The organism is Streptomyces sp. x-80, from assembly GCF_046549095.1.
Classification (GTDB): domain Bacteria; phylum Actinomycetota; class Actinomycetes; order Streptomycetales; family Streptomycetaceae; genus Streptomyces; species Streptomyces celluloflavus.
In genome coordinates this window covers 148019-171265 of record NZ_JAJPWM010000013.1, presented here as the reverse complement: position 1 = coordinate 171265, position 23247 = coordinate 148019, and the positions used below count along the sequence as shown (strand labels likewise).

At 72.8% G+C, this 23247-nt stretch carries 21 protein-coding genes and 1 tRNA gene; 13 read left to right on the top strand and 9 right to left on the bottom strand.

Going from position 1 to position 23247, the window contains the following annotated elements; translation table 11 throughout:
- Positions 1-121 precede the first annotated feature (121 nt).
- Positions 122-814 carry a hypothetical protein gene (locus ACLJWH_RS25870; RefSeq protein WP_411144143.1) on the bottom strand — a complete coding sequence of 231 codons (693 nt, stop codon included), beginning with the start codon at positions 812-814 and terminating at the stop codon, positions 122-124.
- Positions 815-861: 47 nt separating this feature from the next.
- On the opposite strand from ACLJWH_RS25870, the gene ACLJWH_RS25865 reads away from it, so the two are divergent.
- Complete coding sequence (locus ACLJWH_RS25865; RefSeq protein ID WP_411144142.1) at positions 862-1050, top strand: DUF5703 family protein; 189 nt, start codon at positions 862-864, stop codon at positions 1048-1050.
- A gap of 134 nt (positions 1051-1184) precedes the next feature.
- Here ACLJWH_RS25865 and ACLJWH_RS25860 read toward each other — a convergent pair whose 3' ends face one another.
- From ACLJWH_RS25860 to ACLJWH_RS25850, 3 genes are all read right to left on the bottom strand, one after another.
- A complete protein-coding gene (locus tag ACLJWH_RS25860) occupies positions 1185-2054 on the bottom strand; it encodes a chaplin family protein (protein WP_411144141.1) in 870 nt (289 codons plus the stop codon).
- 137 nt (positions 2055-2191) lie between these two features.
- Positions 2192-2425 carry a chaplin gene (locus ACLJWH_RS25855; protein ID WP_411144140.1) on the bottom strand — a complete coding sequence of 78 codons (234 nt, stop codon included), beginning with the start codon at positions 2423-2425 and terminating at the stop codon, positions 2192-2194.
- 197 nt (positions 2426-2622) lie between these two features.
- A complete protein-coding gene (locus tag ACLJWH_RS25850) occupies positions 2623-3948 on the bottom strand; it encodes a M20/M25/M40 family metallo-hydrolase (RefSeq protein WP_411144139.1) in 1326 nt (441 codons plus the stop codon).
- Between the two features lie 231 nt (positions 3949-4179).
- On the opposite strand from ACLJWH_RS25850, the gene ACLJWH_RS25845 reads away from it, so the two are divergent.
- Positions 4180-4267, top strand: a tRNA-Leu gene (locus tag ACLJWH_RS25845).
- Between the two features lie 25 nt (positions 4268-4292).
- Here the strand turns inward: ACLJWH_RS25845 and ACLJWH_RS25840 are convergent.
- Complete coding sequence (locus tag ACLJWH_RS25840; RefSeq protein WP_411144138.1) at positions 4293-4928, bottom strand: hypothetical protein; 636 nt, start codon at positions 4926-4928, stop codon at positions 4293-4295.
- A gap of 943 nt (positions 4929-5871) precedes the next feature.
- Between ACLJWH_RS25840 and ACLJWH_RS25835 the strand changes: the two genes are divergently transcribed.
- The 4 genes from ACLJWH_RS25835 (at position 5872) to ACLJWH_RS25820 (ending at position 9721) form a co-directional block, all read left to right on the top strand.
- Positions 5872-6780, top strand: coding sequence for an ATP-binding cassette domain-containing protein (locus ACLJWH_RS25835; protein ID WP_411144240.1), 909 nt, complete (start codon positions 5872-5874; stop codon positions 6778-6780).
- The gene (locus tag ACLJWH_RS25830) at positions 6780-8384 is read left to right on the top strand and encodes a hypothetical protein (RefSeq protein ID WP_411144137.1); all 1605 of its coding nucleotides are present in this window, start codon (positions 6780-6782) and stop codon (positions 8382-8384) included. Before ACLJWH_RS25835 ends, ACLJWH_RS25830 begins: the two co-directional genes overlap by 1 nt.
- 224 nt (positions 8385-8608) lie before the next feature.
- The gene (locus tag ACLJWH_RS25825) at positions 8609-9283 is read left to right on the top strand and encodes an HAD family hydrolase (RefSeq protein ID WP_411144136.1); all 675 of its coding nucleotides are present in this window, start codon (positions 8609-8611) and stop codon (positions 9281-9283) included.
- A gap of 57 nt (positions 9284-9340) precedes the next feature.
- A complete protein-coding gene (locus tag ACLJWH_RS25820; RefSeq protein WP_411144135.1) occupies positions 9341-9721 on the top strand; it encodes an NUDIX hydrolase in 381 nt (126 codons plus the stop codon).
- 197 nt (positions 9722-9918) lie between these two features.
- Here the strand turns inward: ACLJWH_RS25820 and ACLJWH_RS25815 are convergent, their stop codons facing one another.
- Positions 9919-11301 (bottom strand): tetratricopeptide repeat protein, encoded by a 1383-nt coding sequence (locus ACLJWH_RS25815; protein WP_411144134.1) that lies wholly within the window; start codon positions 11299-11301, stop codon positions 9919-9921.
- Between the two features lie 1124 nt (positions 11302-12425).
- The gene (locus ACLJWH_RS25810; protein ID WP_411144133.1) at positions 12426-14141 is read right to left on the bottom strand and encodes an ABC-F family ATP-binding cassette domain-containing protein; all 1716 of its coding nucleotides are present in this window, start codon (positions 14139-14141) and stop codon (positions 12426-12428) included.
- Positions 14142-14634: 493 nt separating this feature from the next.
- Between ACLJWH_RS25810 and ACLJWH_RS25805 the strand changes: the two genes are divergently transcribed.
- Complete coding sequence (locus tag ACLJWH_RS25805) at positions 14635-15036, top strand: (2Fe-2S) ferredoxin domain-containing protein (RefSeq protein ID WP_411144132.1); 402 nt, start codon at positions 14635-14637, stop codon at positions 15034-15036.
- 149 nt (positions 15037-15185) lie between these two features.
- Here the strand turns inward: ACLJWH_RS25805 and ACLJWH_RS25800 are convergent, their stop codons facing one another.
- Together ACLJWH_RS25800 and ACLJWH_RS25795 are read right to left on the bottom strand one after the other, a co-directional pair.
- Positions 15186-16181 (bottom strand): hypothetical protein, encoded by a 996-nt coding sequence (locus tag ACLJWH_RS25800; RefSeq protein WP_411144131.1) that lies wholly within the window; start codon positions 16179-16181, stop codon positions 15186-15188.
- A gap of 360 nt (positions 16182-16541) precedes the next feature.
- Positions 16542-18197 carry an FAD-binding dehydrogenase gene (locus ACLJWH_RS25795; protein ID WP_411144130.1) on the bottom strand — a complete coding sequence of 552 codons (1656 nt, stop codon included), beginning with the start codon at positions 18195-18197 and terminating at the stop codon, positions 16542-16544.
- A gap of 209 nt (positions 18198-18406) precedes the next feature.
- Between ACLJWH_RS25795 and ACLJWH_RS25790 the strand changes: the two genes are divergently transcribed.
- From ACLJWH_RS25790 to ACLJWH_RS25765, 6 genes are all read left to right on the top strand, one after another.
- A complete protein-coding gene (locus tag ACLJWH_RS25790; RefSeq protein ID WP_411144129.1) occupies positions 18407-19300 on the top strand; it encodes a DMT family transporter in 894 nt (297 codons plus the stop codon).
- Positions 19301-19393: 93 nt separating this feature from the next.
- Entirely contained in the window at positions 19394-19927 is a 534-nt protein-coding gene (locus ACLJWH_RS25785; RefSeq protein WP_411144128.1) for an NUDIX hydrolase, read from the top strand.
- Positions 19928-19970: 43 nt separating this feature from the next.
- Positions 19971-20399, top strand: a complete 429-nt coding sequence (locus ACLJWH_RS25780; RefSeq protein ID WP_411144127.1) for a YidH family protein — start codon at positions 19971-19973, stop codon at positions 20397-20399.
- A gap of 3 nt (positions 20400-20402) precedes the next feature.
- Entirely contained in the window at positions 20403-20762 is a 360-nt protein-coding gene (locus ACLJWH_RS25775; RefSeq protein ID WP_411144126.1) for a DUF202 domain-containing protein, read from the top strand.
- Between the two features lie 172 nt (positions 20763-20934).
- Positions 20935-21972, top strand: a complete 1038-nt coding sequence (locus tag ACLJWH_RS25770) for an MBL fold metallo-hydrolase (protein WP_411144125.1) — start codon at positions 20935-20937, stop codon at positions 21970-21972.
- 187 nt (positions 21973-22159) lie between these two features.
- On the top strand, positions 22160-23245 hold the full coding sequence (locus tag ACLJWH_RS25765; RefSeq protein ID WP_411144124.1) for a phosphotransferase family protein: 1086 nt from the start codon (positions 22160-22162) through the stop codon (positions 23243-23245).
- Positions 23246-23247 lie beyond the last annotated feature (2 nt).

The following is a 23247-nucleotide window of genomic DNA, read 5'->3' as shown; positions in this document are numbered from 1 at the left end:
TGACGCCGCTGCCCCGGCCCGTCGGTACGTTCCCGACGGGCCGGGGCAGCGGCATATGCGAGGCGGCGGATGACGACGGCGTACGCGTACGTCCCCAGGGGGCACGCGCGCCGTCCCGCGCTCACCGTTCCCGGTCGAGTGCCTCCAGCGGGTCGTCGTCCTCCTCGCCCGGTTCCTCGTCGAAGACCGAGCTGACGTCGAAGCGGCACACCACACGCTGGGGATCGGCCTGGTCGAACGGCGTGGACAGCCACTCCCCCGGCTCGGCCGGTTCGTCGGCGGCCGTGACCCACAGCGTGGAATCGCCCTCCTCCAGGCCGAACTCCTTGTGCCGGGAGGCGATCTCGTCCGGTTCGAACTCCCCGAACAGCACGCCCAGCGCCGCGTGCACGCTGCTGCCGACCACCCCGGCCGCCATACCGGCGCCGTCCGCGCCGTCCCGCGCCGCGGCGTCGGCGGCGTCCGGATCGAGATCGGCGATGCGCTGCGCCTGATGCAGCAGACGCGGGGGCTCGGCGACCGTGTAGTCGCGCCGGATGAGCACGCTCAGCGCGCTCGGCTCCTCCGGGCCCGCATAGGCCGGCAGCGTGTCGCTCCCGGGGATCTCGAACGGAGTGACCTCGTCGTAGGTGTCGTACAGCAGCTCGTCGTAGACCTCCGCCGCCGCGGCGAGCTCGTCGAAGGCGGCGTACACGGCCGGATCATCCTGCCCCGAGCGGCGTTCCACCGCGTCGAGGTGACGGTCCAGCGCGGCTTTGACCGCCTCGGCGGCGGCACGTACCTCGGCAGCGGAAGGCTGCGCAGCATCAGACATAGTGCAGACGCTATCCGTACCGGGGCCGGTCCCGCACAATAGATGCGATGCCGGAATACGAATTCTGCGATGTGTATGTGCCACGGGGGGTCTCCCGCAAGGCCGCCACACGCCTGCTGACCGACCATGCCGAGTACGGACACTGGGAGTTGGACCGACTTCGCCTCAACCCCGACGGGAGCCGCAAGGCGCGGCTGCGCCGCCGGATCATCCGACAGCTGCGCGCCACCTGGTGAGCGCCGTCGCCGGGTGAGCACGGCGACGGTGTGCACACGGCGGGTGAGCACACAGCAGAGCGGGCCCCGTCCGTGCGGGGCCCGCTCCCTTCAGTGCCGGCCCGGCCGGCGAGTGCCGGTCCGGTCGGCCCGGCTCACCTGCGCGCGGTGCGCGCCCGGCGGTAGAGCAGCGCGCCACCGAGCAGCAGCCCGGCGCTCGCCGGTACCGCGTAGCCGATCGTGCCGGCGCCGGTGTGCGCGAGCTGCTTGACGGGCGCGGGCGTCGACACGATCTGCGAGTGCGGCTCGTTCACGGTAGGCGTCCGCTTCGCCGGGGTGTCCGGCGTGACCCGGTTCCCCGGAGTCCGCGGGCTCTGCGGGTGCTCCGGGCTCCTCGGGTGCCCCGGGCGCTCCGGGGTCCGCGGGTGCTCCGGGGTCCGCGGGTGCGACGGGTTCTGCGGGTGCTCCGGAGTCCGCGGGTGCGACGGGATCCGCGGAGTCGGCTTGTCCGGGTGCTCCGGGTGCTCCGGATGCCGCGGATACTCCGGGCTCGTCGGCGACACATGGTCGCACTCGTTGCCGAAGGCGGGGTTGAGCAGCCCGACGACGTCGACGGTGTTACCGCAGGCGTTGACCGGTACGTCGACCGGTACCTGCGCGGTGTTGCCCGAGCCGACGCCGGGCGAGTGCACGGCCGATCCGTGCGCTTCGGCGCCGTGGTGCCGGCCGGAGGTCTCCCGGTTCCGGCCGCCGCCGTCGTGCGAGCCGTGCCGCCCGCCATGGGACGCATGGGCGCAGTGGTTGCCGAACGCCGGGTTGAGCAGTCCGACGACGTCGATGGTGTTGCCGCATGCGTTCACCGGTACGTCGACCGGCAGTTGGATCGTGTTGCCGGCCACCACCCCGGGTGAATGCGCCGAGAGCCCCTGGGCTCCCGCATCCGCGAACGCGTAGCCACCGGTGACGGCGATTACACCGCCCGCGGCCGCAATAGTGATCAGGCCCTTTCGCGCGACCTGTCTCATAGGTTGGTTCCCCTGCCTTGTGCCTTCAGGAATGCGGGCGAGTGGCGATCCACCCGCCCGCCGAAATACCCAGCGGCTCCGGAACGCAGGTGATGCGCTCCGGAGCCGACCGGGAACAGACCCTTACGGGTACAACGTCACGTGGTGATACAGGTGTTGCCGAAGGCGGGATTCAACAGTCCGATCAGCGAGATCGTATTGCCGCAGACATTCAGCGGTACGTGCACCGGCACCTGGATGTCATTGCCGGACACCACACCCGGGGACTGCACCGCAGCACCCTGGGCACCGGAGTCGGCAACGGCCAGGCCCGCGCCGGCGAGCACGAGACCACCGGAAACCGCCGCGGCAGCGACGATCTTCTTGATCATTGTTCCTCCTTGTGGGCAACGCGACCCCAGCCGCGGATCGCACACACTGCAACGAGAAACGGGCCATTGAAGCTACGAACCGATGGTGGCATTCACTCTTTTCAGCTAAGTCCGTACAGATGGCAGGTAATCCGCACAGGCTTCGCCTTCGAGGTTTCAGTTCCCGGAATCCCACTCTGACGTCGCGGCTCCGCGTTTCAGCTCTGGTCGATGAACCGGTCCAGGACGCGGACACCGAACTTCAGCCCGTCCACCGGAACCCGCTCGTCCACACCGTGGAACATGCCGGCGAAGTCCAGCTCCGGCGGCAGCTTCAGCGGTGCGAACCCGAATCCGCGGATTCCGAGGTCGTCGAAGGACTTGGCGTCCGTACCGGCCGAGAGCATGTACGGCACGGCGCGCGCGATCGGGTCCTCGGCCAGCAGCGCCGACTGCATCGCGTCCACCAGGGCGCCGTCGAAGGTGGTCTCCAGCGCCTTGTCCGCGTGCACGTCCTCGCGCTTGACCCGCGGGCCCAGGATCCGGTCCAGGTCGGCCAGGAACTCCTCCTCGTAGCCGGGCAGGAAGCGGCCGTCGACGTGCGCGGTGGCCTGGCCCGGGATGACGTTGACCTTGTAGCCGGCGCCCAGCTGCGTCGGGTTGGCGGTGTTCCTGAGCGAGGCGCCGATCAGCTTGGCGATGCCGCCGAGCTTGGCCAGCGTGGCGTCCATGTTCTCCGGGTCGAGCTCGGTGCCCAGCGCGTCCCCCAGTTCGTCGAGGAAGGCCCGCAGCGTCTTGGTCACCCGCACCGGGAACTCGTGCCGCCCCAACCGTCCGACGGCCTCGGAGAGTTCGGTGATGGCGTTGTCCTTGTGGATCATCGAACCGTGTCCGGCGGAGCCGTCCACGGTCAGCTTCATCCAGTGCATGCCCTTCTGCGCCGTCTCGATGAGATAGAGCCGCAGGTTCTCGTTGACGGTGAAGGAGAAACCGCCGACCTCGCTGATCGCCTCCGTCACGCCCTCGAAGAGCCCCGGGTGCTTGTCGACGAGATAGCGCGCGCCGTAGGTGCCGCCCGCCTCCTCGTCCGCGAGGAAGGCCAGCACGATGTCGCGCGGCGGCTTGCGGCCGGACCGCAGCCGGTCGCGGACGACCGCCAGCGTCATCGCGTCCATGTCCTTCATGTCGACCGCGCCGCGGCCCCACACACAGCCGTCGGCGATCTCGCCAGAGAAGGGGTCGTGGGTCCAGTCCGCGGCGTTGGCCGGTACGACGTCGGTGTGCCCGTGGATCAGCAGCGCGGGCCGGGAGCTGTCCTCCCCCTCGATCCGGGCCACCGTCGAGGCACGGCCCTTGGCGGACTCGAAGATCTGCGGCTCCAGCCCGACCTCGGCGAGCTTCTCCGCGACGTATTCGGCCGCCGCCCGCTCTCCCGGGCCCGAGTGGTCGCCGTAGTTGCTGGTATCGATCCTGATCAGGTCCCGGCACAGGTCGACGACCTCGTCCTCGCCGGTGACCGTACGGGCCGGCTGCGACTCGCTCACACTGCCTCCTCTTGGTTCACGGCCGCGTCGCGCTCCCCCGAGGAGCGCGGTCCGCGGCGGGGGTCCACCGCCATCCTCCACCTCGCGGCCGCTGCGCCCAAGGCCGCAATACTCCCGACATCCGCAGGTCACAGCCGTCCGCCCGGTCACATGTACGGGTGATCGACCACCCCCGAACGTTTGCTATTGTTTTCCACGTCGGAACGGCCCAGCCGCCCCGGCAGACACCTTGTCCGGGTGGCGGAATGGCAGACGCGCTAGCTTGAGGTGCTAGTGCCCTTTATCGGGCGTGGGGGTTCAAGTCCCCCCTCGGACACCAGCACCAGCCCAGCAGAGACCCCAGTTCACCTGGGGTTTTTCTGTTTCTCCGGCTGTGGCGTGACCAACAGCCGAGCGAATCTCCTGGTCAGACCAGGGAAACGTCGAACCTCCCCAGCTCTCCCTCGGTATACGGCACGGGCCCGCCCCGCGCGCCTTGCCGAGCCCCTACCGCTGGTCAGCGGAGCCAGGGTAGGGAGACAGAGCGAGGCGAGACGGTTTCCGGACTGCACCTTCGGTACGCCTCCCTTGCGCCCGATGGAGAACGCAATCCGGTACACGTCCGGCAGGTCGATCCGGTCGTCCTTGCGCCGCCGCATCACACCGAGGGCGATCAGCTCGTCGATCAGGCGCAGGTAATCGTCCGGGTATCGGGGGCCTGTCCGTACTTCCTCAGCATTGTCTGAGGCACTGGCGCGTACCGACTCGCGCCGGAGCCGCACGGTCAGGTCGGCCTCGGCCCACCGCCCCAGCAAGAGATCCTGGTCGATCGGAATCCGCTGACCGTTCAAGGGAGCGATGGCGGTGTGCACCCACGGCATGTCCTCTCGGATTTCACCGACGCGCGTACGCGATGCGGACTGCACGCCGCGTCGGATCCCCTCGTGGTGGATGGCGTACGGGTGCGCCGCGTAGTCGCTACGCGTCTCGTTGACCGCCATCCTCAGAGCGTTGGGGAAGCTACGCGGGCTGACCTGCTCGACCCCGTCCATGAGGTGGTTCGGACCACAGGTCCGGAAGGTGGCCGAAGTGCTTGGGCTCACCCGCCGCGTCGGGAGCCCAGGGCTTCACGCTCGGAGGCTTGCCCGGCCTGGTCGGATTCATCGACACCTGGGTATACCGAAGGATCACACTCTTCAGAGCGCACTCCGCGGCGAAGCCGAAGTGATGGTCTGCGTGGGGCAGTCGGCCGTCGTCGTGGAGATGGATCGCGTCGTCATGATGGCGCATCGCAGCACGCGCGTAATGGCCTTCCGCCGAGGTCTGAGGCACGGCGAGATCCCATTCGGACCGTGGGGACCGTGGGGGGCAACACCGCAGTCCATCGCATCTCGTTCCAGCCGGACGAGATGAAATTGACCGGTACCCCTACGAGGGGTTCACGTTCCCCCTCGGCCACCGGCGAGAACCCCAGTTGATCCGGTTTTTTTGCGTTTCCGGGAGTTGGCGTGACCCACCGGACGGCCAACGGCCCGGTGGCTGCCCCGCCCGCCGTACGCCGTGGCCGTGGGCCGGCGCCGCCGTCCCGGATCTCTGCCGAACGGCAGATGTGCCGGGGGTCCCCGACGACGAACCTGGGAGCGTCCTGCCAAGACCTCCGGAGGTAGATGTGTTCCGTCGTACGGCCACCAAGGGCCTGAGGGCCGCCGCCGCCCTCGCCGCACCGGCCGCGCCGCTCTCACGGGCCGCACCGGCCGCACCGGCCGCCGTCGCGGGGTGCGCCGACGCCGGGAGCGCGAAACCCGGGGCGCGTAACCACCCGTCCGCGGGCGGGGCGCCAAACGTCCGGGCGCACGGCCTTCCCACGGGCCCGGACGGCACCGGGGCCGCGGCACCCGCGTCGCGGACCGCCGGCCGCGCCTTCGGCGCGTGAGGGCGGGCACCGTGCTGGAACTCATCGACGTCACCAAGGTCTACCGCGGCGGCAAGCGTGCCGTGGACGGCATGACCATGCGGCTGGACACCGGGCTGCTCGGGCTGCTCGGTCCGAACGGCGCCGGGAAGTCCTCCCTGCTGCGGATCGCCGCGACCGTCACCCGCCCGACCGGCGGCCGGGTCCTGTTCCGGGGGACGGACGTGGTGGCCGAACCGGGCGTACTCCGCCGGGCGCTGGGCTATCTTCCGCAGGACTTCGGGGTCTACCCGAACCTCACCTCGCGGGAGTTCCTCGCCTATCTCGCGGCGGCGAAGGGGCTCTCGGCCCGCTCCGCGCGCGCCCGGATCGACGAACTGCTGGTGCTGGTCAATCTCACCGAGGCGGTCAAGCGGCCGCTGGGCACATACTCCGGCGGCATGCTGCGCCGGGTCGGCATCGCCCAGGCCCTGCTCGCCGACCCTCAGGTGATCATCGTGGACGAGCCCACGGCCGGTCTCGACCCCGAGGAACGGGTGCGTTTCCGCAACCTGCTGAGCGATCTCGCCGCGGACCGGGTGGTCATGCTCTCCACGCACATCGTCTCCGACGTGGAGTCGGTGGCCTCGGACATCGCGGTGGTCGCCCAGGGACGGCTCCGGAGCCGCGGGGCGCCGGACGAGCTGCTCGCGGCGGTCGAGGGGCGGGTGTGGGAAATCCTGGCGGACCCGGCCGACATCCCGTCGATCCGGCAGCGGAACCTGGTCAGCCGGCTGGCGCACACCTCCGGCGGGGTACGGGTGCGGCTGCTGGCCGATGCCCCGCCGTACGCGACCGCGCAGCAGGTGCCGCCCGATCTGGAGGACGCGTACCTGGCCATCGTGAACCGGGTCCCGGCCCGGCCGGCGTGCACCGCCACCCGGCGCGACGGGCGGGCGTGATGGTGCCGATGCTCGTCCGGCTCGCCGTCGCCGACTTCCGGGACCGGGTGCGGCGCCCGGCCTGTGCGGCGATCCTCATCGCCGCCGTCGCCCTCGGGTACCTCGCCACCCCGGCCTCGTCGGCCAACTGGGTCGTCGTGCAGGTGGGCAGCTACCGCGGCACCTACAACAGCGCCTATATCGGCATGATCGTCGCCCTGGCCGGTGCGATCTGGCTCTCGCTCGCCGGGTTCTACGTGGTCCGCAACGCCCTCTCGCGGGACGCGAGCACCGGCGTCGGCCGGCTCCTCGCGGCGACACCGCTGCGTACCTCCGCCTATCTGGTCGCGAAGTTCCTCAGCAGTGTCCTGGTCCTCGCCTCGATGCTGGGGGTCCTCGCGGTGACCGCCGTGGTCATGCAGCTGGCGCGCGGGGAGGACATGGCCGTCGATCCGGTCCGGCTGCTGTCGCCGTTCGTGCTGATCGCGCTGCCGCTGATGGCGCTCACCGCCGCGGCGGCCCTGCTCTTCGAGACCGTTCCGGTGCTCCGCACGGGATTTGGCAACATTGTGTGGTTCTTCCTCTGGTCCGTCGTCGCGATCGGCGGACAGTCGCCCCGGGCGCCGCTCGGCGGTATCGGCGTCCACAGCGTGGTGCGGTCCCTCGCTGCGGCTATGGCGGCGCAGGGCATCGACCCGCACCGGGGCGGCGAGTTCAGCCTGGGCCTGACCTTCGTGGACGAACCGCTGCGCACCTTCGACTGGGCCGGTTTCGATCCGTCACCGGAGTTCCTCGTCAGCAGGCTGGTGCTGGTGCTGCTCGCCCTGGCGCTGGTGGTGCTCCCCGCCCTGTGGTTCCCGAGGTTCGACCCCGCGCGCTCCGCCGGGCAGCCGTCCGGGGCCGAGGGCACCGGCCGCGCGCAGGACGCGTACCCCGGTGCGCATGCGGCGGCCGTCCCGGCGGCGGGGCCGGCCGCCTTCCAGGGCGTCCCGTGCGCTCCGGTCCGGCCGGGCAGCCCGGCGCTGCGGCTGCTGGCCGGCGAGGTGCGCATCCTGGTCCAGGGCACCCCGCGGTGGTGGTGGGCCGGGGTCCTGGTGCTCACCGTGGTCGCCCAGATGGCCACGCCGGCGACCGGTGCGAGCCGGGTCCTGCTTCCGCTGGCCTGGATCTGGCCCGTACTGCTGTGGTCCCGGCTCGGCACCCAGCGCCATGAGGCCGGTGTCGAGGCGGTCCTCGGTGCCTACCCCGCGGCACGGCGCCGGATCGCCGCGGAGTGGGGCGCGGGATTCCTGCTCACCGCGGTGAGCGGTATCGGGCCGGCGCTGCGCATGCTGACGGGCTCCGACTTCCCCGGGCTGCTGCACTGGCTGTGCGGCGCGCTGTTCATCCCGTCGTTCGCCCTGGTGCTGGGCACCCTGAGCCGTACGCACCGGCTCTTCCAGGCGGTCTACCTGCCGCTGTGGTACGGCACGGTCAACGGCATCACACCACTTGACTTCATGGGCGCCGTCCGGGGGCCGGACGGACAGCCGGCCGGCCTGCCACCCGCCGTACTGCTCGGCGCCGTCGTCGTGGCCCTCGGGATCGTGTACGGGGCGGCCGCGACGCGGCGGGCGGCGTCATGAGGCGCGGGGGCGCGGGAGGCGCGGGGCGGGACCGACGGGGCGGGTGCGCTCGGCGGGGCCGATCGGGCGGGCGGGACTGTCCCGCGTGGGCAGGGCGGGCCCGGCCGGGCGAACCTGACCGGCGTGCGCCCCCTCGCGAGCGCTCCCGTAATTTGCGGTGCGTCCGCGTGCGGACCGTGCGTAGGGTGCGCGGGTCGGTGGAGTGTGAAAGGGGTGCGCGGCGGGTGTTGATCTTTGATGCGGATGACACGTTGTGGGAGAACAACGTGATCTTCGAGCGGGTCATCGACGAGTTTCTGGCGTGGATGGCGCGGCCGGGCCTCGACCGGGACGGGGTCCGGGCCGTGCTGGACGGCATCGAAGCGGCGAACGCCGTGACCCACGGGTACGGCAGCAAGGTGTTTCTGCGCAGTCTCGGGGAGTGCGTGGCGCGGCTGCGGGGGCGGGCTGCGACGCCCGAAGAAAGCGCGCGGATCTCGGGGTGGGCGGCGGCGTTCGACGTGGACCGGGTGGAGCTGATTCCCGGGGTGGCCGAGACGCTGGCGGAGTTGGCGCGGCGGCACGAACTGCTCCTGCTCACCAAGGGCGACGCCCAGGAGCAGGAGCGGAAGGTGGCGGCCTCGGGACTCACCCGGCACTTCCGGGGCGTGCACATCGTGGCGGAGAAGGACATGGCCACGTACGAGGAGCTGACGCGGACGTACGGATTGATACCGGAGGCGACCTGGATGATCGGGAACTCGCCGAAATCGGACATCCTGCCCGCCCGTTCGGCAGGTCTCAACGCCGTGTTCATCCCCAACGAGCACACCTGGGTTCTGGAGCACGGCGCACTCGACCCCGCCGACGGGAAGGTGCTGCGGCTGTCGGCCTTCGGCGAGCTGTTGCGGCACTTCTGAGCGGACGGGACACGGGAGAGGGTGGAGTCGGTGGTGGCGGGGCCGAGGGTGTCATGTGTGTTCGTGTGTCACGACGGGGCGGGGCGGGTGCTGTTGGCGCGACGGAGCGCGGGGGCCCGGGACGAACCGGGGACATGGGACTGCGGCGCCGGGGCGCTGGAGTTCGGTGAGACCTTCGAGGCGGCCGTGGCGCGGGAGGTCGGCGAGGAGTACGGTGCGCGACCGCTCGGGATCGAGCGGATCGGGGTGCGCAATGTGCTGCGCGGTGCTCCGGTTGTCTCGCACTGGGTCGCGGTGATCTTCGCCGTACGGGTGGCGCCGGACGAGGTGACGATCGGTGAGCCGCACAAGTTCGACGCGCTGCGGTGGTTCGCACCGGACGCGCTGCCGGCGCCGCTGCACTCGCAGTGCGCGGAGAGCCTGGCCTGTTTCTGGTGATGCGGAGGGTGGTGCGGTCGGTGCCGGTGGTGTCGATCGCCCGTGGCGTCCCTCTCCCGTGGCGTCGACCGCCAGTGGCGTCGATGAGGCCGCCGGCGGTTTGCGCGTACGGTCGCCGCCGCCGTCGGGCTTCGTGGGGCCACTGACGGCGGCGGCTGCTCCGGTACGCGGCGCGGTGGTGAGGGCGAGAGCCGGTGTCAGGTCAGGCGCGGGCTGTGGACCGGGCCGGGCGACGGGAGGTGGTCGCGGGGGCCGGTGAGCCACTCGTCGCGGGCGGTGGTGACGAAACGGCCCAGCACCCCGTCCGGGTCGGCCGGGGACTCGCCGTCACCGGGGTCGGGGGTGGGGTCCGCGCGGAGCAGGTCGTCCACGATGACCTGCTCGGGGCGGTCGTCGGGAGAGCCCTGGGCGGCGCCGTCGTCGGAGAAGCGGAGGCGGGCACTCCACGGGGCCCTGACGAACTGCCCGAGGAGCGTGCTGATATCGGCGCTGACGGCCGGCGGACGGGTCCAGCAGGTGGCGTGCTCGAAGAGGATCTGTTGGTGGGTGCGGTCCTGAAGCTGCCGGAGAGTGTCCGGATCGGCGTCGTCGAGGCGGTGGGCGACCACGAGGGTACGGGCGCGACCGGGGTCGAACGGCTCGGCCGGCAGGCCCAGGAGGCGGGCCGCGGCCCGTCCGAGGATGCGGCTGGAACGGTCCGGGAGCAGGGAGACCGTCCGGGGGCGGAGGCCGGCCCGAGCCAGGACCAGGCGCAGCCGGTGCAGTCCGTGCAGCACCCCGCCCGGAGTCTCCTGGAGGAGGCCGTAGCGGCCGCGCATGCTCGCGAAGCCGTGGGGCGAGAGGGTGGTGAGGATGCCGCCGGTGAGGGCGAAATGCCAGCCGCGCAGGTCGTCGGGGCCCAGCGGGACGGGAGCGGGTGGCGCGTCGGAGGTGGGGCCGGTGGAGTGGGGGGCGAGGCACCCGCCGAGGGCCGCGACGGAGTCGAAGGGGTGCGGGGTGGCCGCCGCCCGGAGGGCCAGGGTGCGGCGGAGCATGGCGTGGAGGCGGGCATGGGCGGGCTGCCACTGTGCGTCGTCGGGGACGGGCAGCCGCGCGAAGTGGGTACCCGCCCGGTCCGGGTCACCCGCCAGGAGGGCGTTGAACGCCAGGAGGTAGCGGTCGGGCCAGGGGCGCAGCGCCACCGTGCGCGCTTCGAGCAGGTCGACCACTTCGGCGTGCCGGTTCTCCGCCTCCAGCGCGGCCACGAGCTCGGTACGCGCCAACGGGGAGCCGGGGACGTGCCGCAGGGCCTCGTACAGCGGCCGGATGGCGAGGAAGGCGGCGCCCCGGTCCACACAGGCGTACCCGAAGTCGTAGAGGTGCTGGGGATCTCCGGGATCGTGGGCGAGGGCGGTGGCCGCCTCGGCGAGGTTGTCGAAGCCCAGGGCGGTGGCGAGCTTTCCGGTGATCCGGGCCGTGTCGCGCAGGGACAGGTCGTCGGCGGTGCGCAGGACACGCAGGGCAGCCGGGGCATCGCCGGCCTCGGCCAGGCGCTGGAGTCGGGCGATGTCGGTGGGGTCGCTGGGGTGACGAGTGGTCATGGCTGGGACCTCATGGGGTCGGGCGCACCCGGGAGGGGCGGGCAGGCCGGTGGACAGATGGCTCGGCGGGTCGGTGTGCAGGCAGGAGAGGGGTGATGTACGGGTGGGTGTAGGGGTGATCACGCGCCGGCGGATGGACACAGAGCGCGGAGAGCCGTAACACGCCTTATGGGCACACGAGTTGACGCGGCCAGATGGCGGCGCGGACGTTCACGCACAGCCGTTCAGACACGGGCGTCGGGGCAGCGAAGTGCGGGTGAGGGGCAGGGTGGATCAGCAGGTCCCGCCCCGGCCTTCGCCCGTCGGGCCCCTACGGGATGCCTTGAGCGGTCTCGTACGGAGCGAACCCGTGAGCGCCGGAGAAGGTGTGCGCCGCCCTCGCCGTGCGGTCGTCGGGCAGCCGGGCCGCGAGCCGTCCGGCACGGCGCGCCACGGGACGCGCGAGGCGAGGCGACGCGTCTCGGGATGTGCCGGCCGTGCCAGGTGACGTGTCATGGGATGTCCCGTGTCGGGGGATGTCCCGTGCGGCCCGCCATGGGGCGTGACGGCCGTCCTGTTCCGGTGAGCCGTGAGCCGGTGGTGGGTGCCCCGTCGCCCGTGCGACCCGGCGCCCGACCGGCCGGGCGACCGCGCGATCGGGCGGCCGGGCATACCGGCGCGATGGCGCGTACGGCCGACGGGACTGCGGTGCGGTACGCCGCCAGGCGGGGCGACAGGGCAAAGTGCTGCCGCGCGGGGCTGTCGCCGAGTGCGCCCGGAACCGGGTGACCGGCCTGTCGGGGCCGGTGCGGCCGGGGCGTGGCGCGTCGCGGGCGGCGGCGTCTCAGGCCGGGCCGAGCGGGGAGAGTGGCGACCCGTCGGCGGCCCCGGCGATCTCGTCGGCCAGGGGGCGCACTCGGGGAGGGACGGGGCGGAAGCCGGGCTTCGGGCCGGCGTCCGCGCGGTCATCGGGTGGGGCGGTGGCCGCCCTTCCTGTTGGTCATGCGGAGGATCATGACCCATGAAGGAAGGTTTCGGCAACAGGTTCGCGGCGGGGTGGCGCGGCGGGCGGGACCGAGCGGCGCCGCACCCGCCGAGGCGCCCTCCTGCCGCGTCCCCCCTGCCGCGCTCCCCCGGCAGCCCGCCTACAGCGGCTCGATACGGGTCAGTTCGCCGCCCTCCAGCGCGAGCCATCGGGTGATGCCGAGTTCGCGCAGGAACGTCAGATCGTGGCTGACGACGACCAGCGCTCCCTCGTACGACTCCAGGGCCGTGACGAGCTTGCGGACCGACGCCATGTCGAGGTTGTTCGTCGGCTCGTCGAGCAGCAGGAGCTGGGGGGACGGTTCGGCCAGCATCAGGGCGGCGAGCGAGGCGCGGAAGCGTTCGCCGCCGGAAAGGGTGCCGGCCTGTTGATCGGCGCGGGCTCCCTTGAAGAGGAAGCGCGCGAGCCGGGCCCGGATGCGGTTGTTGGTGGCGTCCGGGGCGAAGCGGGCGACATTTTCGGCCACGGTGAGGTCGTCGTCGAGCACTGCCAGACGTTGCGGAAGGAAGCGGTACGGCACATACGCCTCCGCCGTGCCCGCGACCGGCGGGATCTCGCCCGCGACGGTCCGCAGCAGAGTCGTCTTGCCCGAACCGTTGCGGCCGGTCAGGGCGATCCGTTCGGGGCCGCGTACGTCGAGGTCGGCATGCGCGCCGTGGCGGACCCGGAGGTCCCGCAGGGTGAGGACGGACCGGCCCGGCGGTACGGCGGTGTGCGGCAGGTCGATGCGGATCTCGTCGTCGTCCCGCACGGCTTCGGCGGCCTCGTCAAGGCGGTCCTTGGCCTCCTTCAGCCGCTCGGTGTGCAGGATGCGGTGTTTGCCCGCGGAGACCTGGGCCTCCCTCTTGCGCTCGTTCATGACGATCTTCGGCTCGCGCTTGGTGGCGTTCATTTTTTTGCCGTAGCGAACCCGGCGGGCCAAGGTGACCTGGGCGGCGGACAGTTCGCGTTTCTGGCGTTGGACGTCGGCCTCGGCGACCCGCACCATCCGCTCGGCCGCGTCCTGTTCGACGGCCAGCGCCTGTTCGTACGCGGTGAAGTTGCCGCCGTACCAGTGGACGTCGCCGCCGCGGAGATCGGCGATCCGGTCGACCAGTTCGAGGAGTTCGCGGTCGTGGCTGACGACGACGAGCACGCCGGCCCAGTCGGCGACCGCCGCGTACAGCCGCCGGCGGGCGGCGCGGTCGAGGTTGTTGGTGGGCTCGTCCAGCAGCAGTACGTCCGGCCGGCGCAGCAGCAGCGCGGCCAGCCGCAGCAGTACGGACTCACCGCCGGAGACCTCGCCGACGGTGCGGTCGAGGTCGATACCGGGCAGCCCGAGCTGGTCGAGGGTGGCGCGGGCGCGCTCCTCGACGTCCCAGTCGTCGCCGATGGCGGTGTACTGCGCCTCGCTGGTGTCACCGCCCTCGATGGCGTGCAGGGCGGCGCGCGCCGTGGCGATGCCGAGCACCTGGTCGACCCGCAGTTCCGTGTCGAGCGGGACATGCTGCGGGAGGTGGCCGACCTCGCCGACGGTCCTGACGCTGCCCGCGGTCGGCGTCAGCTCGCCTGCGATCAGCTTCAGCAGGGTTGATTTCCCTGCTCCGTTGAGGCCGATGAGGCCCGTTCGTCCAAGCCCGACGGCGAGCGAGAAGCCGTCCAGTACGGGCGTACCGTCAGGCCAGGCGAAGCCGAGGCCGGTGCAGACGATGGACGGCCGGGCCGATCGGACCAGCCGTGGCGGCCGGGCCGGATGCGAAGGCGGGGACGCCGAGGCGGGCGCCGGGGAGGCCGCGGCGGCGGAGATGGCTCGGAACGGGGGCCTGGACCTGGACATAGGGGTCTCCTGCGGTGCGTGGGGCGGGAAAGGGGCTGCACAGGAGACACCGCGGGAGAGGCCCGGAGGGAGGCCGCCGACGGGACGGCCGCCGGCCGAAGCCGACAGGGACGCTGCCGACGGGGGAGCCGAGGCGGACCGGCTGACGCCGAGGTCGCGGACAGGGCCGGACGATGAGCGGGCGACGGGCGGGGCACGAGGCGTACGCCCTGGCAGCGGAGGCTGCGGGCGGGGCTGTCGTGCGGTGCCGCGGTGCGTCATCGCGGGCGCGGTGTCTCAGGACCTCAGACGAGCAACGGCTTTCTCCGATCAACGGCAGTGGGACCGACAACGACGTTACGGCGGGTGCCGCGAAAACGCAAACGCTATTTTGGTTGCGTTTATGTGTGAGGGGCGCGATGCGACAGTGACGGGCGGTCGGTGGCTCATTCCGGGGAGCGCCGCCCCGGGGCAGCCCGCGGCCGGCCGGATCCGCGCACGTAGCATGTGCGCAATGATCACCAAGAGTTCCGGCCGGGCGGCCGCCGAAACCCCGTGCCGGGTCACCGTGTGCCGTGGCTGCTGCTGCGGTGACGGGGCCAAGATCCCGGGCGTCGACCACGCCGGACAGATACCCCGGCTGCGCACGGCACTTGACGGCGCCGCACCGGTACGCGCCTCGGAGTGCCTGGACGTCTGCGACCAGGCCAATGTCGTCGTGGTCCAGCCGTCGGCGGCGGGCCGGGCCGCGGGCGGGCGGCCCGTCTGGCTGGGGCTCGTCAACGATGACGAGGCGCTGACGGACATCGCCGCCTGGATCCGGGCGGGCGGCCCCGGTATCGCGGAGCCGCCGGGAGTGCTGGACCTCTACACGTTCACGGTGTCACGGCGGGTGCGGGAGGCGCTGGAGGGCTGAGGCCCGGGGACGGCCGCGCGGGCCGGGCAGCGCGGGCACCGGGCAGGCCGACCGCGAAGGTGTCGGCGCGCAGGGCGGTGCCGGCGGGGGCCGGGCGGGCGGCGGCGCCGGCCGTCAAGGGGCGGCGGCGCAGGCGGTCCCTCGTCCGGTCAGCCCGAACGGAACACCGTGTCGCGGGCGGCCCGGAAGGCCGCTCCGGCGTCGTGGCCGGTGTAGGACCACGGTGCGGGCGTGGCGTACGGGCCGATGCGGTGGAAGAGGGCCGCCGCCTCGGCCAGGCTGCCCTCGTGGAACGTGGCGTGGGCGAGGAAGTTGAGGTCGACCTTGCCGCGCGGGTGGCCCTCGCCCTCCCACTCCAGCCACCAGTCGAAGGCGGCCTTCAGGGCCTGGCGGGCGCGGCGGGTGGACCAGTGGCCGGAGGCGGCCGGGTCCGGGGGCGCGAGTCCGGCGGCGGCCAGGACGCGATAGCGCTCGGCGTGCGCGATGACGGGGAGGACGGCCAGCGGGGAGTCGGCGGGGGCCTGTTCGGCGGACCGGACGGCGAAGTCGTAGACCTCGTGCAGCGGGTCGTCCGGGGTGCCGTGCTGCCGCTCGGCGAGGCAGGCCGTCATGAGGTGGTGCGCGTGGTGGTGGTCGGGGTGGCGGGCCCGTATCTCCTCGAAGGCGTGCGCGCAGTGCTCCGCGGTGCCGGTGCGGCGGGCGAGGATCAGTTCGGCGAGCCAGGGGGTGGGGTCGGCGGGCAGCATCCGGGCGGCGGTCCGGCACTCCCGGGCCGCGGCCTCGGCGCTGCCCGTACCGCGTACGGCGAGCTGCACCGTCGCACAGGCGAGGAGGGTGGCGGCGTCGCCGCTCTCCGGGTCGGCGAGCTGCCAGTCGCGGGCCCAGGCGGCGCTTCCGGGGCACCGGGCCAGCACCGTTAATCGGTGTCCGCGCAGATCCCAGTCCTCGCCGGTCTCGGCGAGCAGGGTGCGCACCCGGGTCCACCGGCCGTGCGCCAGCGCCTCGGTGGCGATGGTCAGTTGGATGTCGTCCAGGGCCGGGGAGAGGACGACCGGCGCGGGACGAGGAGGGCGGGCCGGGGAGAGGACGGCGGCGTTCTCGCCGCGGGGGTGCCCCGGCCCGCGCGGCGGTGGCGGAGGAGTCATGGACCGGGGGACTCCGGGACGCGCTGCACCGATCTTTCACCTCGCTGTGTCGCGGTGGCTGTGTCGCCTTGGACGAGGGGTGGATCCGGTCCGCCTGCGGGCGCGGTCCGGGGTGCGCCCGACGGGGCACCGCACACCCGGCCCGCCGCGGGGTCCGCCTGCGGGGAGTGGTGACCCGGTCCACACCGAGTAATCACGCACAGCAAAGCGGTAGGCAGGGCTCTGCGTCAAGACCGGAAGGGGAATGGCCGGATCCGCCAACTCCCCTTCCCTGCAACGACATTGAAACGACATGAAACTGACATCCGGCGGCCACGCGCACGAGGTGCCCGCGCGTCCGGTGCGCGGACCGCGTGCCCGTCAGGAGACCGCCTTCGCCGCCGCGCGGCCCGCCGTACGGCCCGAGAAGAGGCAGCCGCCGAGGAAGGTGCCCTCCAGCGAGCGGTAGCCGTGCACTCCGCCGCCGCCGAAGCCCGCCGCCTCGCCCGCCGCGTACACGCCCGGCAGCGGCTCGCCGCCCTCGGTCAGGACCCGCGAGGCCAGGTCGGTCTCCAGGCCGCCGAGCGTCTTACGGGTCAGGATGTGCAGCCGTACGGCGATCAGCGGACCGGCCGCGGGGTCCAGCAGCCGGTGCGGGGCGGCGGTGCGGATGAGGCGGTCGCCGAGGTACTTACGGGTGCCGCGCACAGCGGTGACCTGGAGGTCCTTGGTGAAGGGGTTGGCGATCTCCCGGTCGCGTGCGACGATCTCGGCGCGCAGCGCGGCCGCGTCGATCAGCGGCTCCCCGGTCAGCTCGTTCATCCGCCGGACCAGCTCGGCCGGCGAGCGCTCGACGATGAAGTCCGCACCGTGGTCCAGGAACGCCTGCACCGGGCCCGGCGCACCGCCTCTGGCCCGCCCCAGCACGTCACGGATGCTCTTACCGGTGAGATCCGGGTTCTGTTCGGAACCGGAGAGGGTGAACTCCTTCTCGATGATCTTCCGGGTGAGCACGAACCAGGTGTGGTCGTACCCGGACCGCATGATGTGTTCGAGCGTGCCGAGGGTGTCGAAGCCCGGGAACAGCGGCACCGGCAGCCGCTTGCCGCGGGCGTCCAGCCACAGCGGGGACGGCCCGGACAGGATCCGGATGCCGTGCCGCGGCCAGATGGGGTGCCAGTTCTCGATGCCCTCGGTGTAGTGCCACATCCGGTCGCGGTTGATGAGCCGGCCGCCGGCCCGTTCCGTGATGCCGAGCATCTTGCCGTCCACATGGGCGGGCACCCCGGACAGCATCCGCGCCGGCGGCTTGCCGAGCCGCCGGGGCCAGTTGGCGCGCACCAGGTCGTGGTTGCCGCCGATCCCGCCCGAGGTGACGATCACGGCCTGCGCCTTGAACTCGAAGGCACCGGCCACCTCGCGGCTGCTGGGCGTACCGCGTTCGGCGCGGGAGGGGGCGAGCACCTCGCCGCAGACCGTGTCCACGCTCCCCGCGCTGCGCGCGAGCCCGGTGACGCGGTGCCGGAAGCGCAGCTCGACCAGACCGCGCGCGACTCCGGCCCGCACCCGGCGTTCGAAGGGCGCGACGAGGCCGGGTCCGGTGCCCCAGGTGATGTGGAAGCGGGGGACGGAGTTGCCGTGGCCGGTCGCGCCGTAGCCGCCGCGCTCGGCCCAGCCGACGACCGGGAAGATCCGTATGCCCTGCCGGTGCAGCCAGGAGCGCTTCTCGCCGGCCGCGAAATCCACGTACGCCTCGGCCCACCGGCGCGGCCAGTGGTCCTCGGGCCGGTCGAAGCCCGCCGCGCCGAGCCAGTCCTGCCAGGCCAGTTCGTGGCTGTCGCGGATCCGCAGGCGGCGCTGTTCGGGCGAGTCGACCAGGAAGAGACCGCCGAAGGACCAGTGGGCCTGACCGCCGATGGACTGTTCGGGCTCCTGGTCGAGGAGGATCACCTTGCGTCCGGCGTCCACCAGCTCCGCGGTGGCCGCCAGGCCCGCCAGCCCCGCCCCGATCACGATCACATCAGCGTCGTACGCCATCTCTGGTCTCCTCACCGGGGCGGGCCGGACGCCCCGGCCGCCGTGGTGGGTCGATCCTCAGCGCACCCGGCCGCGGGCGTCAACCTCGGATTACCCGGTTTCCCGCACGGGTGTCAGGCTGGGAAGAGGCGACAAGGACCACCGCGCGGCCGTCGCCGGATGGCTATTCTCGACACATCCCCCGCCCCGCGCGATACGAGGTGTGCGACGTGACGGTGATACTGCTCGCCCTGGGTGCGGCGTGCTGTCTGGGGCTCGGTTTCGTGCTCCAGCAGGCCGCTGCCCAGCACGCTCCGGCGAAGGACTTCCTCTCGCTGCGGCTGCTGCTCGACCTGATGCGGATGCCGCGCTGGCTGGCCGGTGTCGCCCTGATGGTGTGCGGGATGGGGCTCGGCGCGGTGGCGCTGGGGATGGGCGACATCACCCTCGTCGAACCGCTGCTCGCGACGAATCTGCTGTTCGCGATGGCGCTGTCCCGGCAGCTGACCAGGCAGCGGCTCGGCCGCCGCGGCTGGGCCGGGCTGTGGCTGCTGGCGGGCGGGGTGACGGCCTTCATCGTGGCGGGCCGGCCGCGCGGCGGCGGGCACACCGACGCGACGCTGTGGCAATGGCTGATCATGGGCATCGTGCTGGCCACCGCCCTGCTGCTCACCGTCTACGCCAAGCGGGTACGGATCCACATCAGCCTGGAGGCGGCGCTGCTGGGCCTGGCGGCCGGGCTGATCTACGGCCTCCAGGACGCGCTGACCCGGCTCAGCGGGGACCGGTTCGGGCACGGCGGCTGGTCCGCGCTGTTCACGAGCTGGCAGCCGTACACCATCGTGGTGCTCGGTGTGCTGGCGCTGGTGCTGGTGCAGAGCGCCTTCGAGACGGCGCCGCTGCGGATGTCGCTGCCCGCGCTGACGGCCGCCCAGCCGCTGGCCGGTATCGCCTGCGGGGTGGGCTTCCTCGGCGACCGGCTGGAGGTGACGACCGGGGCGCTGGCCGGGGAGGCGGTCGGGATAGCGGCCGTCATCGCGGGGATCGTGCTGATCGGCAGCCATCCGGCGATGCCGCCGGGGACCGGCCGGGCCGAGACCGTACGGGAGCTCCAGCCGCGCTGACCCCGGTCCGGGAACCGCGCCACGGCACGGGAGAACGGGCCGCCGCTCCCCCGGCACGGGACGGCCCGGTGCCGCTGGTGATTGCATGGCCCCATGACCGACCAGCAACCGCTCAACGCGGACGAGATCCTCGACGTCGTCGACGAGAACGACCAGGTCGTGGGGCAGGCCCCACGGGGCGAGGCGTACGCCCGCAGACTCCGCACCCGATGCGCGTTCGTCCTGGTCCGGGACGCCGCGGACCGGATCTTCGTACACCGCCGCACCGCGCGGAAGCTGGTCTTCCCCGCGCACTACGACATGTTCGTGGGCGGCGTGGTCGGCGCCGGCGAGAGCTACGACGAGGCGGCGCTGCGCGAGGCGGAGGAGGAGCTGGGCGTGCGCGGTCTGGCCCGCCCCGAGCGGCTCTTCTCCTTCCTCTACGAGACGCCGGAACACACCTGGTGGTCCGCGGTCTACGAGGTGCGGTGCACGCTGCCGGTCGCCCCGCAGGAGTCGGAGATCGACTGGCACGCCTTCCTGACCGAGGAGGAGCTGACCCGGCGGCTCGCTGCGTGGGCGTGGACGCCGGACGGTCTGGAGGCGTACCGGCGGCTGCTGGCCCGGCGGGCGGACGGGAAGGGCTGATGCCGCGCGGGCCCGCTCCGGACCGACCGGTAGGGTTTTGGCCATGAGCCACCCCGACCCCGGTCCCGACACCCACGGACGGCGGTCGATCGGCGCCGAGGTGCGGCTGTGGTTCTCGCCCGCGCGGATCCGCGAGGAGGGCAGCACGCCCGACTACCGCTTCTCGCTCGCCAATGAGCGGACCTTTCTCGCCTGGCTGCGCACCGGCCTGGCGCTGGTCGGCGGCGGCTTCGCGGTGGACCAGTTCCTGCCCCGGCTGCACGAGGGGATGCGGCTGACGTTCACCGTCGTGCTGCTGGTGGCCGGTGCGCTGTGCGCGCTGCGGGCGGTCCGCCACTGGGGGCGCTGCGAGCGGGCGATGCGGCGCGGTACGGACCTGCCCGTCTCCCGCTTCCCCTCCTTCCTGGCGCTGGGCCTGGGTGTCCTGGCGGCGGCGATGGTGGTGCTGGTCGCGCTGGGCTGGACCCGGTAGCCGATGGGTGACACCGGCCGGGAGGACGCGCGGCCACCGGGCCCGGCACCCCACCGGGACGCCGGGTTGCAGCCGGAGCGGACCCGGCTGGCCTGGCGGCGTACCTCGCTCGCCGCCTCGGTCGTCGCGGTGCTGGCCGGCCGGCAGCTGGTGCGGAGCGGCGCCCCGGGCCCGGTCGAGGTGCTGGGGACGGCACTGCTGGGTCTGATGTGGCTGATGTTCGTGGTGATCGCGCACCGCCGGATGCGGGCGATGGCCGCCGCCCGCCCGGCGGGGCTGCCGCCGCGCACCGCGCTGCTGCTGGGCGGCGGCACGGTGGCGCTGACAGTGTTCGGCGCGGCGATCCTGCTGCCCGGTCACTGACGGGCGGGGGCGGCCGCCAGGCCGGACGGGTGCCGGGAGCCGGCCGTACAGGTGCCGGAGGTACGGTGACGCCGGGCCCGACGGCGTCCTGCCGGGCGCAGACCGGGCTCCGGGTACGAGGGGTGACCGACCCTCACCCGAACGGACCATCACCCGAGGGGAACTCCTCCGCATGCCCGACACGGCACCCCAGGACGCCGGCCCGGACTCCGTCCGCCCGTCCGCCGCCGACACACCCCGCACCGCGACGCCCCCGGCGGCTCCGGGCGGCACACCGCCGGGCCCGACGGGCCCCGGGCCCGACGTCCCCGAGCCGTACCTCACCGAACTGGCCGCCGGCGTCCACGCGTTCATCCAGCCGGACGGCGGCTGGTGCCTGAACAACGCGGGCTTCGTCACCGACGGCGACACCACGCTCGTGGTGGACACCGCCGCCACCGAGCGCCGGGCGCGTCTGCTGCGCCGCCGGATCGCGGAGAGCGGCGCACCGACGCCCCGCGTGGTCGTGAACACCCACCACCACGGCGACCACACCTACGGCAACAGCGTCTTCACACCCGAGGCGACGGTCATCGGACACGCCGCCTGCCGCCGTGAAGTGGTGGCCGCCGGGCATCAACTGCACGCGGTGTGGCCGCAGGTGGCGTACGGCGACGTGCCGATCACGCCGCCGTCCGTCACCTTCACCGACACCCTGACCCTCCACGTCGGCGAAATCGAGGTGCAACTGATCCACCCCGGCGTCGCGCACACCACCGGCGACACCATCGTCTGGCTGCCCCGGCAGCGCATCGTCTTCGCCGGGGACCTCGTCTTCCACGGCGGTACCCCGTTCGTCCTCATGGGCTCGCTGGCCGGTTCGCTGCGCGCGATCGAGGTGCTGCGGTCGCTGGACGCGGTCACCGTCGTCCCCGGGCACGGCACGGTGACCGGGCCCGAGGTGTACGACGGCATCGAGCGCTATCTGCGGTTCGTCGAGGAACTGGCCCGGCGGGGCAGGGCGGCCGGCCGTACACCGCTCGACGTCGCGCGGGAGGCGGATCTCGGCCCGTTCGCGCACCTGGCCGAGAGCGAGCGGCTGGTGGCGAACCTGCACCGGGCGTACGCGGAACTGTCGGGCGCCGAGCAGGGGGCGCCGCTGGACCCGCTGGCCGCCTTCGCCGACATGACGGCCATGAACGGCGGGGTGCCGATGGCCTGCCACGCGTGAGACCGCGGGTGGGGCGGCCCGTCCGCGGAGCCGCCCCACCCTCCGCCGCATGCCCTGCCCTCCGGCGGAAATCCGCCGCGTGACCGACGTCCCCCGTGCGAACACTGGACGCCATACCGACTAGTCGGCATGATCGTGCCAGCGACCGGCCGACCGGCCCCCTGTCCACTCCGTACGGAGGAGCACGATGAGCAAGGGCACCCCTCCCCCGCAGGACGCGCCCCCGGAGGAACCCCCGGGCCTCGATCCGGAGCGGCTGCGCGCACATCTGGACCGGCAGCTGCCGGGGCTGACCCGCGGCCCGCTGCGCGCGCGGCTGATCGAGGGCGGGCGGTCCAATCTCACCTACCGCGTCACCGACGGCACGTCCTCCTGGGTCGTCCGCCGGCCGCCGCTGGGCCATGTCCTCGCCACCGCGCACGACATGCGGCGCGAGTACCGGGTGATCAGCGCGCTGCACGGGACGCCGGTGCCGGTACCCGAGGCGCTGCTGCTGTGCACGGACGAGTCGGTGCTCGGCGCGCCCTTCTATGTGATGGAGCTGGTCGAGGGGACGCCGTACCGCACCGCCGACCAGCTGCGGCCGCTGGGCGCCGAGCGCACCCGCGCCGTGGTGCTCTCGCTCGTCGACACCCTCGTCGAGCTGCACGCGGTCGACCCGGAGACGGCCGGTCTCGGCGACTTCGGGCGTCCCGAGGGTTTCCTCGACCGTCAGCTGCGGCGCTGGGGCAAGCAGTTGGCGGCGTCCAGGAGCCGCGAACTGCCGGGCATCGACGCGCTCCACGACGAGCTGCGCAGCACGCTGCCCGACTCCCCGGCGCCGACCGTCGTGCACGGCGACTACCGGCTGGACAACGTCCTGGTGGGCGCCGACGACCGGATCACCGCCGTACTGGACTGGGAGATGTCCACCCTCGGCGATCCGCTCACCGACCTCGGGCTGCTGGTCATGTACAGCGAGCAGCGGGAGAGCCCGCTCGCCGGAGCCGGGGCCGGGGCACCCTCGCCCCTCGCCACGACCCGTGGCGCGCCCGGCCACCCCGAACCGGCCGAACTGATCGAGCGGTACGCGGCCCGCTCCGGCCGGGACGTCTCCCGGGTCGCCTGGTACACCGCGTTCGCCTACTTCAAGATCGCGGTGATCCTGGAGGGCATCCACTACCGCTACACGCTCGGCCGGACCCTGGGTGAGGGGTTCGACCGGATCGGTGCGGTCGTCCCGCACTTCATCGAGCACGGCCACGCCACCCTGTCCGCCCTCGACGAAAGCTGAGG

Coding starts and splice junctions, on each gene's coding strand:
- ACLJWH_RS25870 (WP_411144143.1), bottom strand. CDS start 814: ATGTCTGATGCTGCGCAGCCTTCCGCTGCCGAGGTACGTGCCGCCGCC.
- ACLJWH_RS25865 (WP_411144142.1), top strand. CDS start 862: ATGCCGGAATACGAATTCTGCGATGTGTATGTGCCACGGGGGGTCTCC.
- ACLJWH_RS25860 (WP_411144141.1), bottom strand. CDS start 2,054: ATGAGACAGGTCGCGCGAAAGGGCCTGATCACTATTGCGGCCGCGGGC.
- ACLJWH_RS25855 (WP_411144140.1), bottom strand. CDS start 2,425: ATGATCAAGAAGATCGTCGCTGCCGCGGCGGTTTCCGGTGGTCTCGTG.
- ACLJWH_RS25840 (WP_411144138.1), bottom strand. CDS start 4,928: ATGGCGGTCAACGAGACGCGTAGCGACTACGCGGCGCACCCGTACGCC.
- ACLJWH_RS25830 (WP_411144137.1), top strand. CDS start 6,780: ATGGTGCCGATGCTCGTCCGGCTCGCCGTCGCCGACTTCCGGGACCGG.
- ACLJWH_RS25815 (WP_411144134.1), bottom strand. CDS start 11,301: ATGACCACTCGTCACCCCAGCGACCCCACCGACATCGCCCGACTCCAG.
- ACLJWH_RS25810 (WP_411144133.1), bottom strand. CDS start 14,141: ATGTCCAGGTCCAGGCCCCCGTTCCGAGCCATCTCCGCCGCCGCGGCC.
- ACLJWH_RS25805 (WP_411144132.1), top strand. CDS start 14,635: ATGATCACCAAGAGTTCCGGCCGGGCGGCCGCCGAAACCCCGTGCCGG.
- ACLJWH_RS25800 (WP_411144131.1), bottom strand. CDS start 16,181: ATGACTCCTCCGCCACCGCCGCGCGGGCCGGGGCACCCCCGCGGCGAG.
- ACLJWH_RS25795 (WP_411144130.1), bottom strand. CDS start 18,197: ATGGCGTACGACGCTGATGTGATCGTGATCGGGGCGGGGCTGGCGGGC.
- ACLJWH_RS25785 (WP_411144128.1), top strand. CDS start 19,394: ATGACCGACCAGCAACCGCTCAACGCGGACGAGATCCTCGACGTCGTC.
- ACLJWH_RS25780 (WP_411144127.1), top strand. CDS start 19,971: ATGAGCCACCCCGACCCCGGTCCCGACACCCACGGACGGCGGTCGATC.
- ACLJWH_RS25775 (WP_411144126.1), top strand. CDS start 20,403: ATGGGTGACACCGGCCGGGAGGACGCGCGGCCACCGGGCCCGGCACCC.
- ACLJWH_RS25770 (WP_411144125.1), top strand. CDS start 20,935: ATGCCCGACACGGCACCCCAGGACGCCGGCCCGGACTCCGTCCGCCCG.
- ACLJWH_RS25765 (WP_411144124.1), top strand. CDS start 22,160: ATGAGCAAGGGCACCCCTCCCCCGCAGGACGCGCCCCCGGAGGAACCC.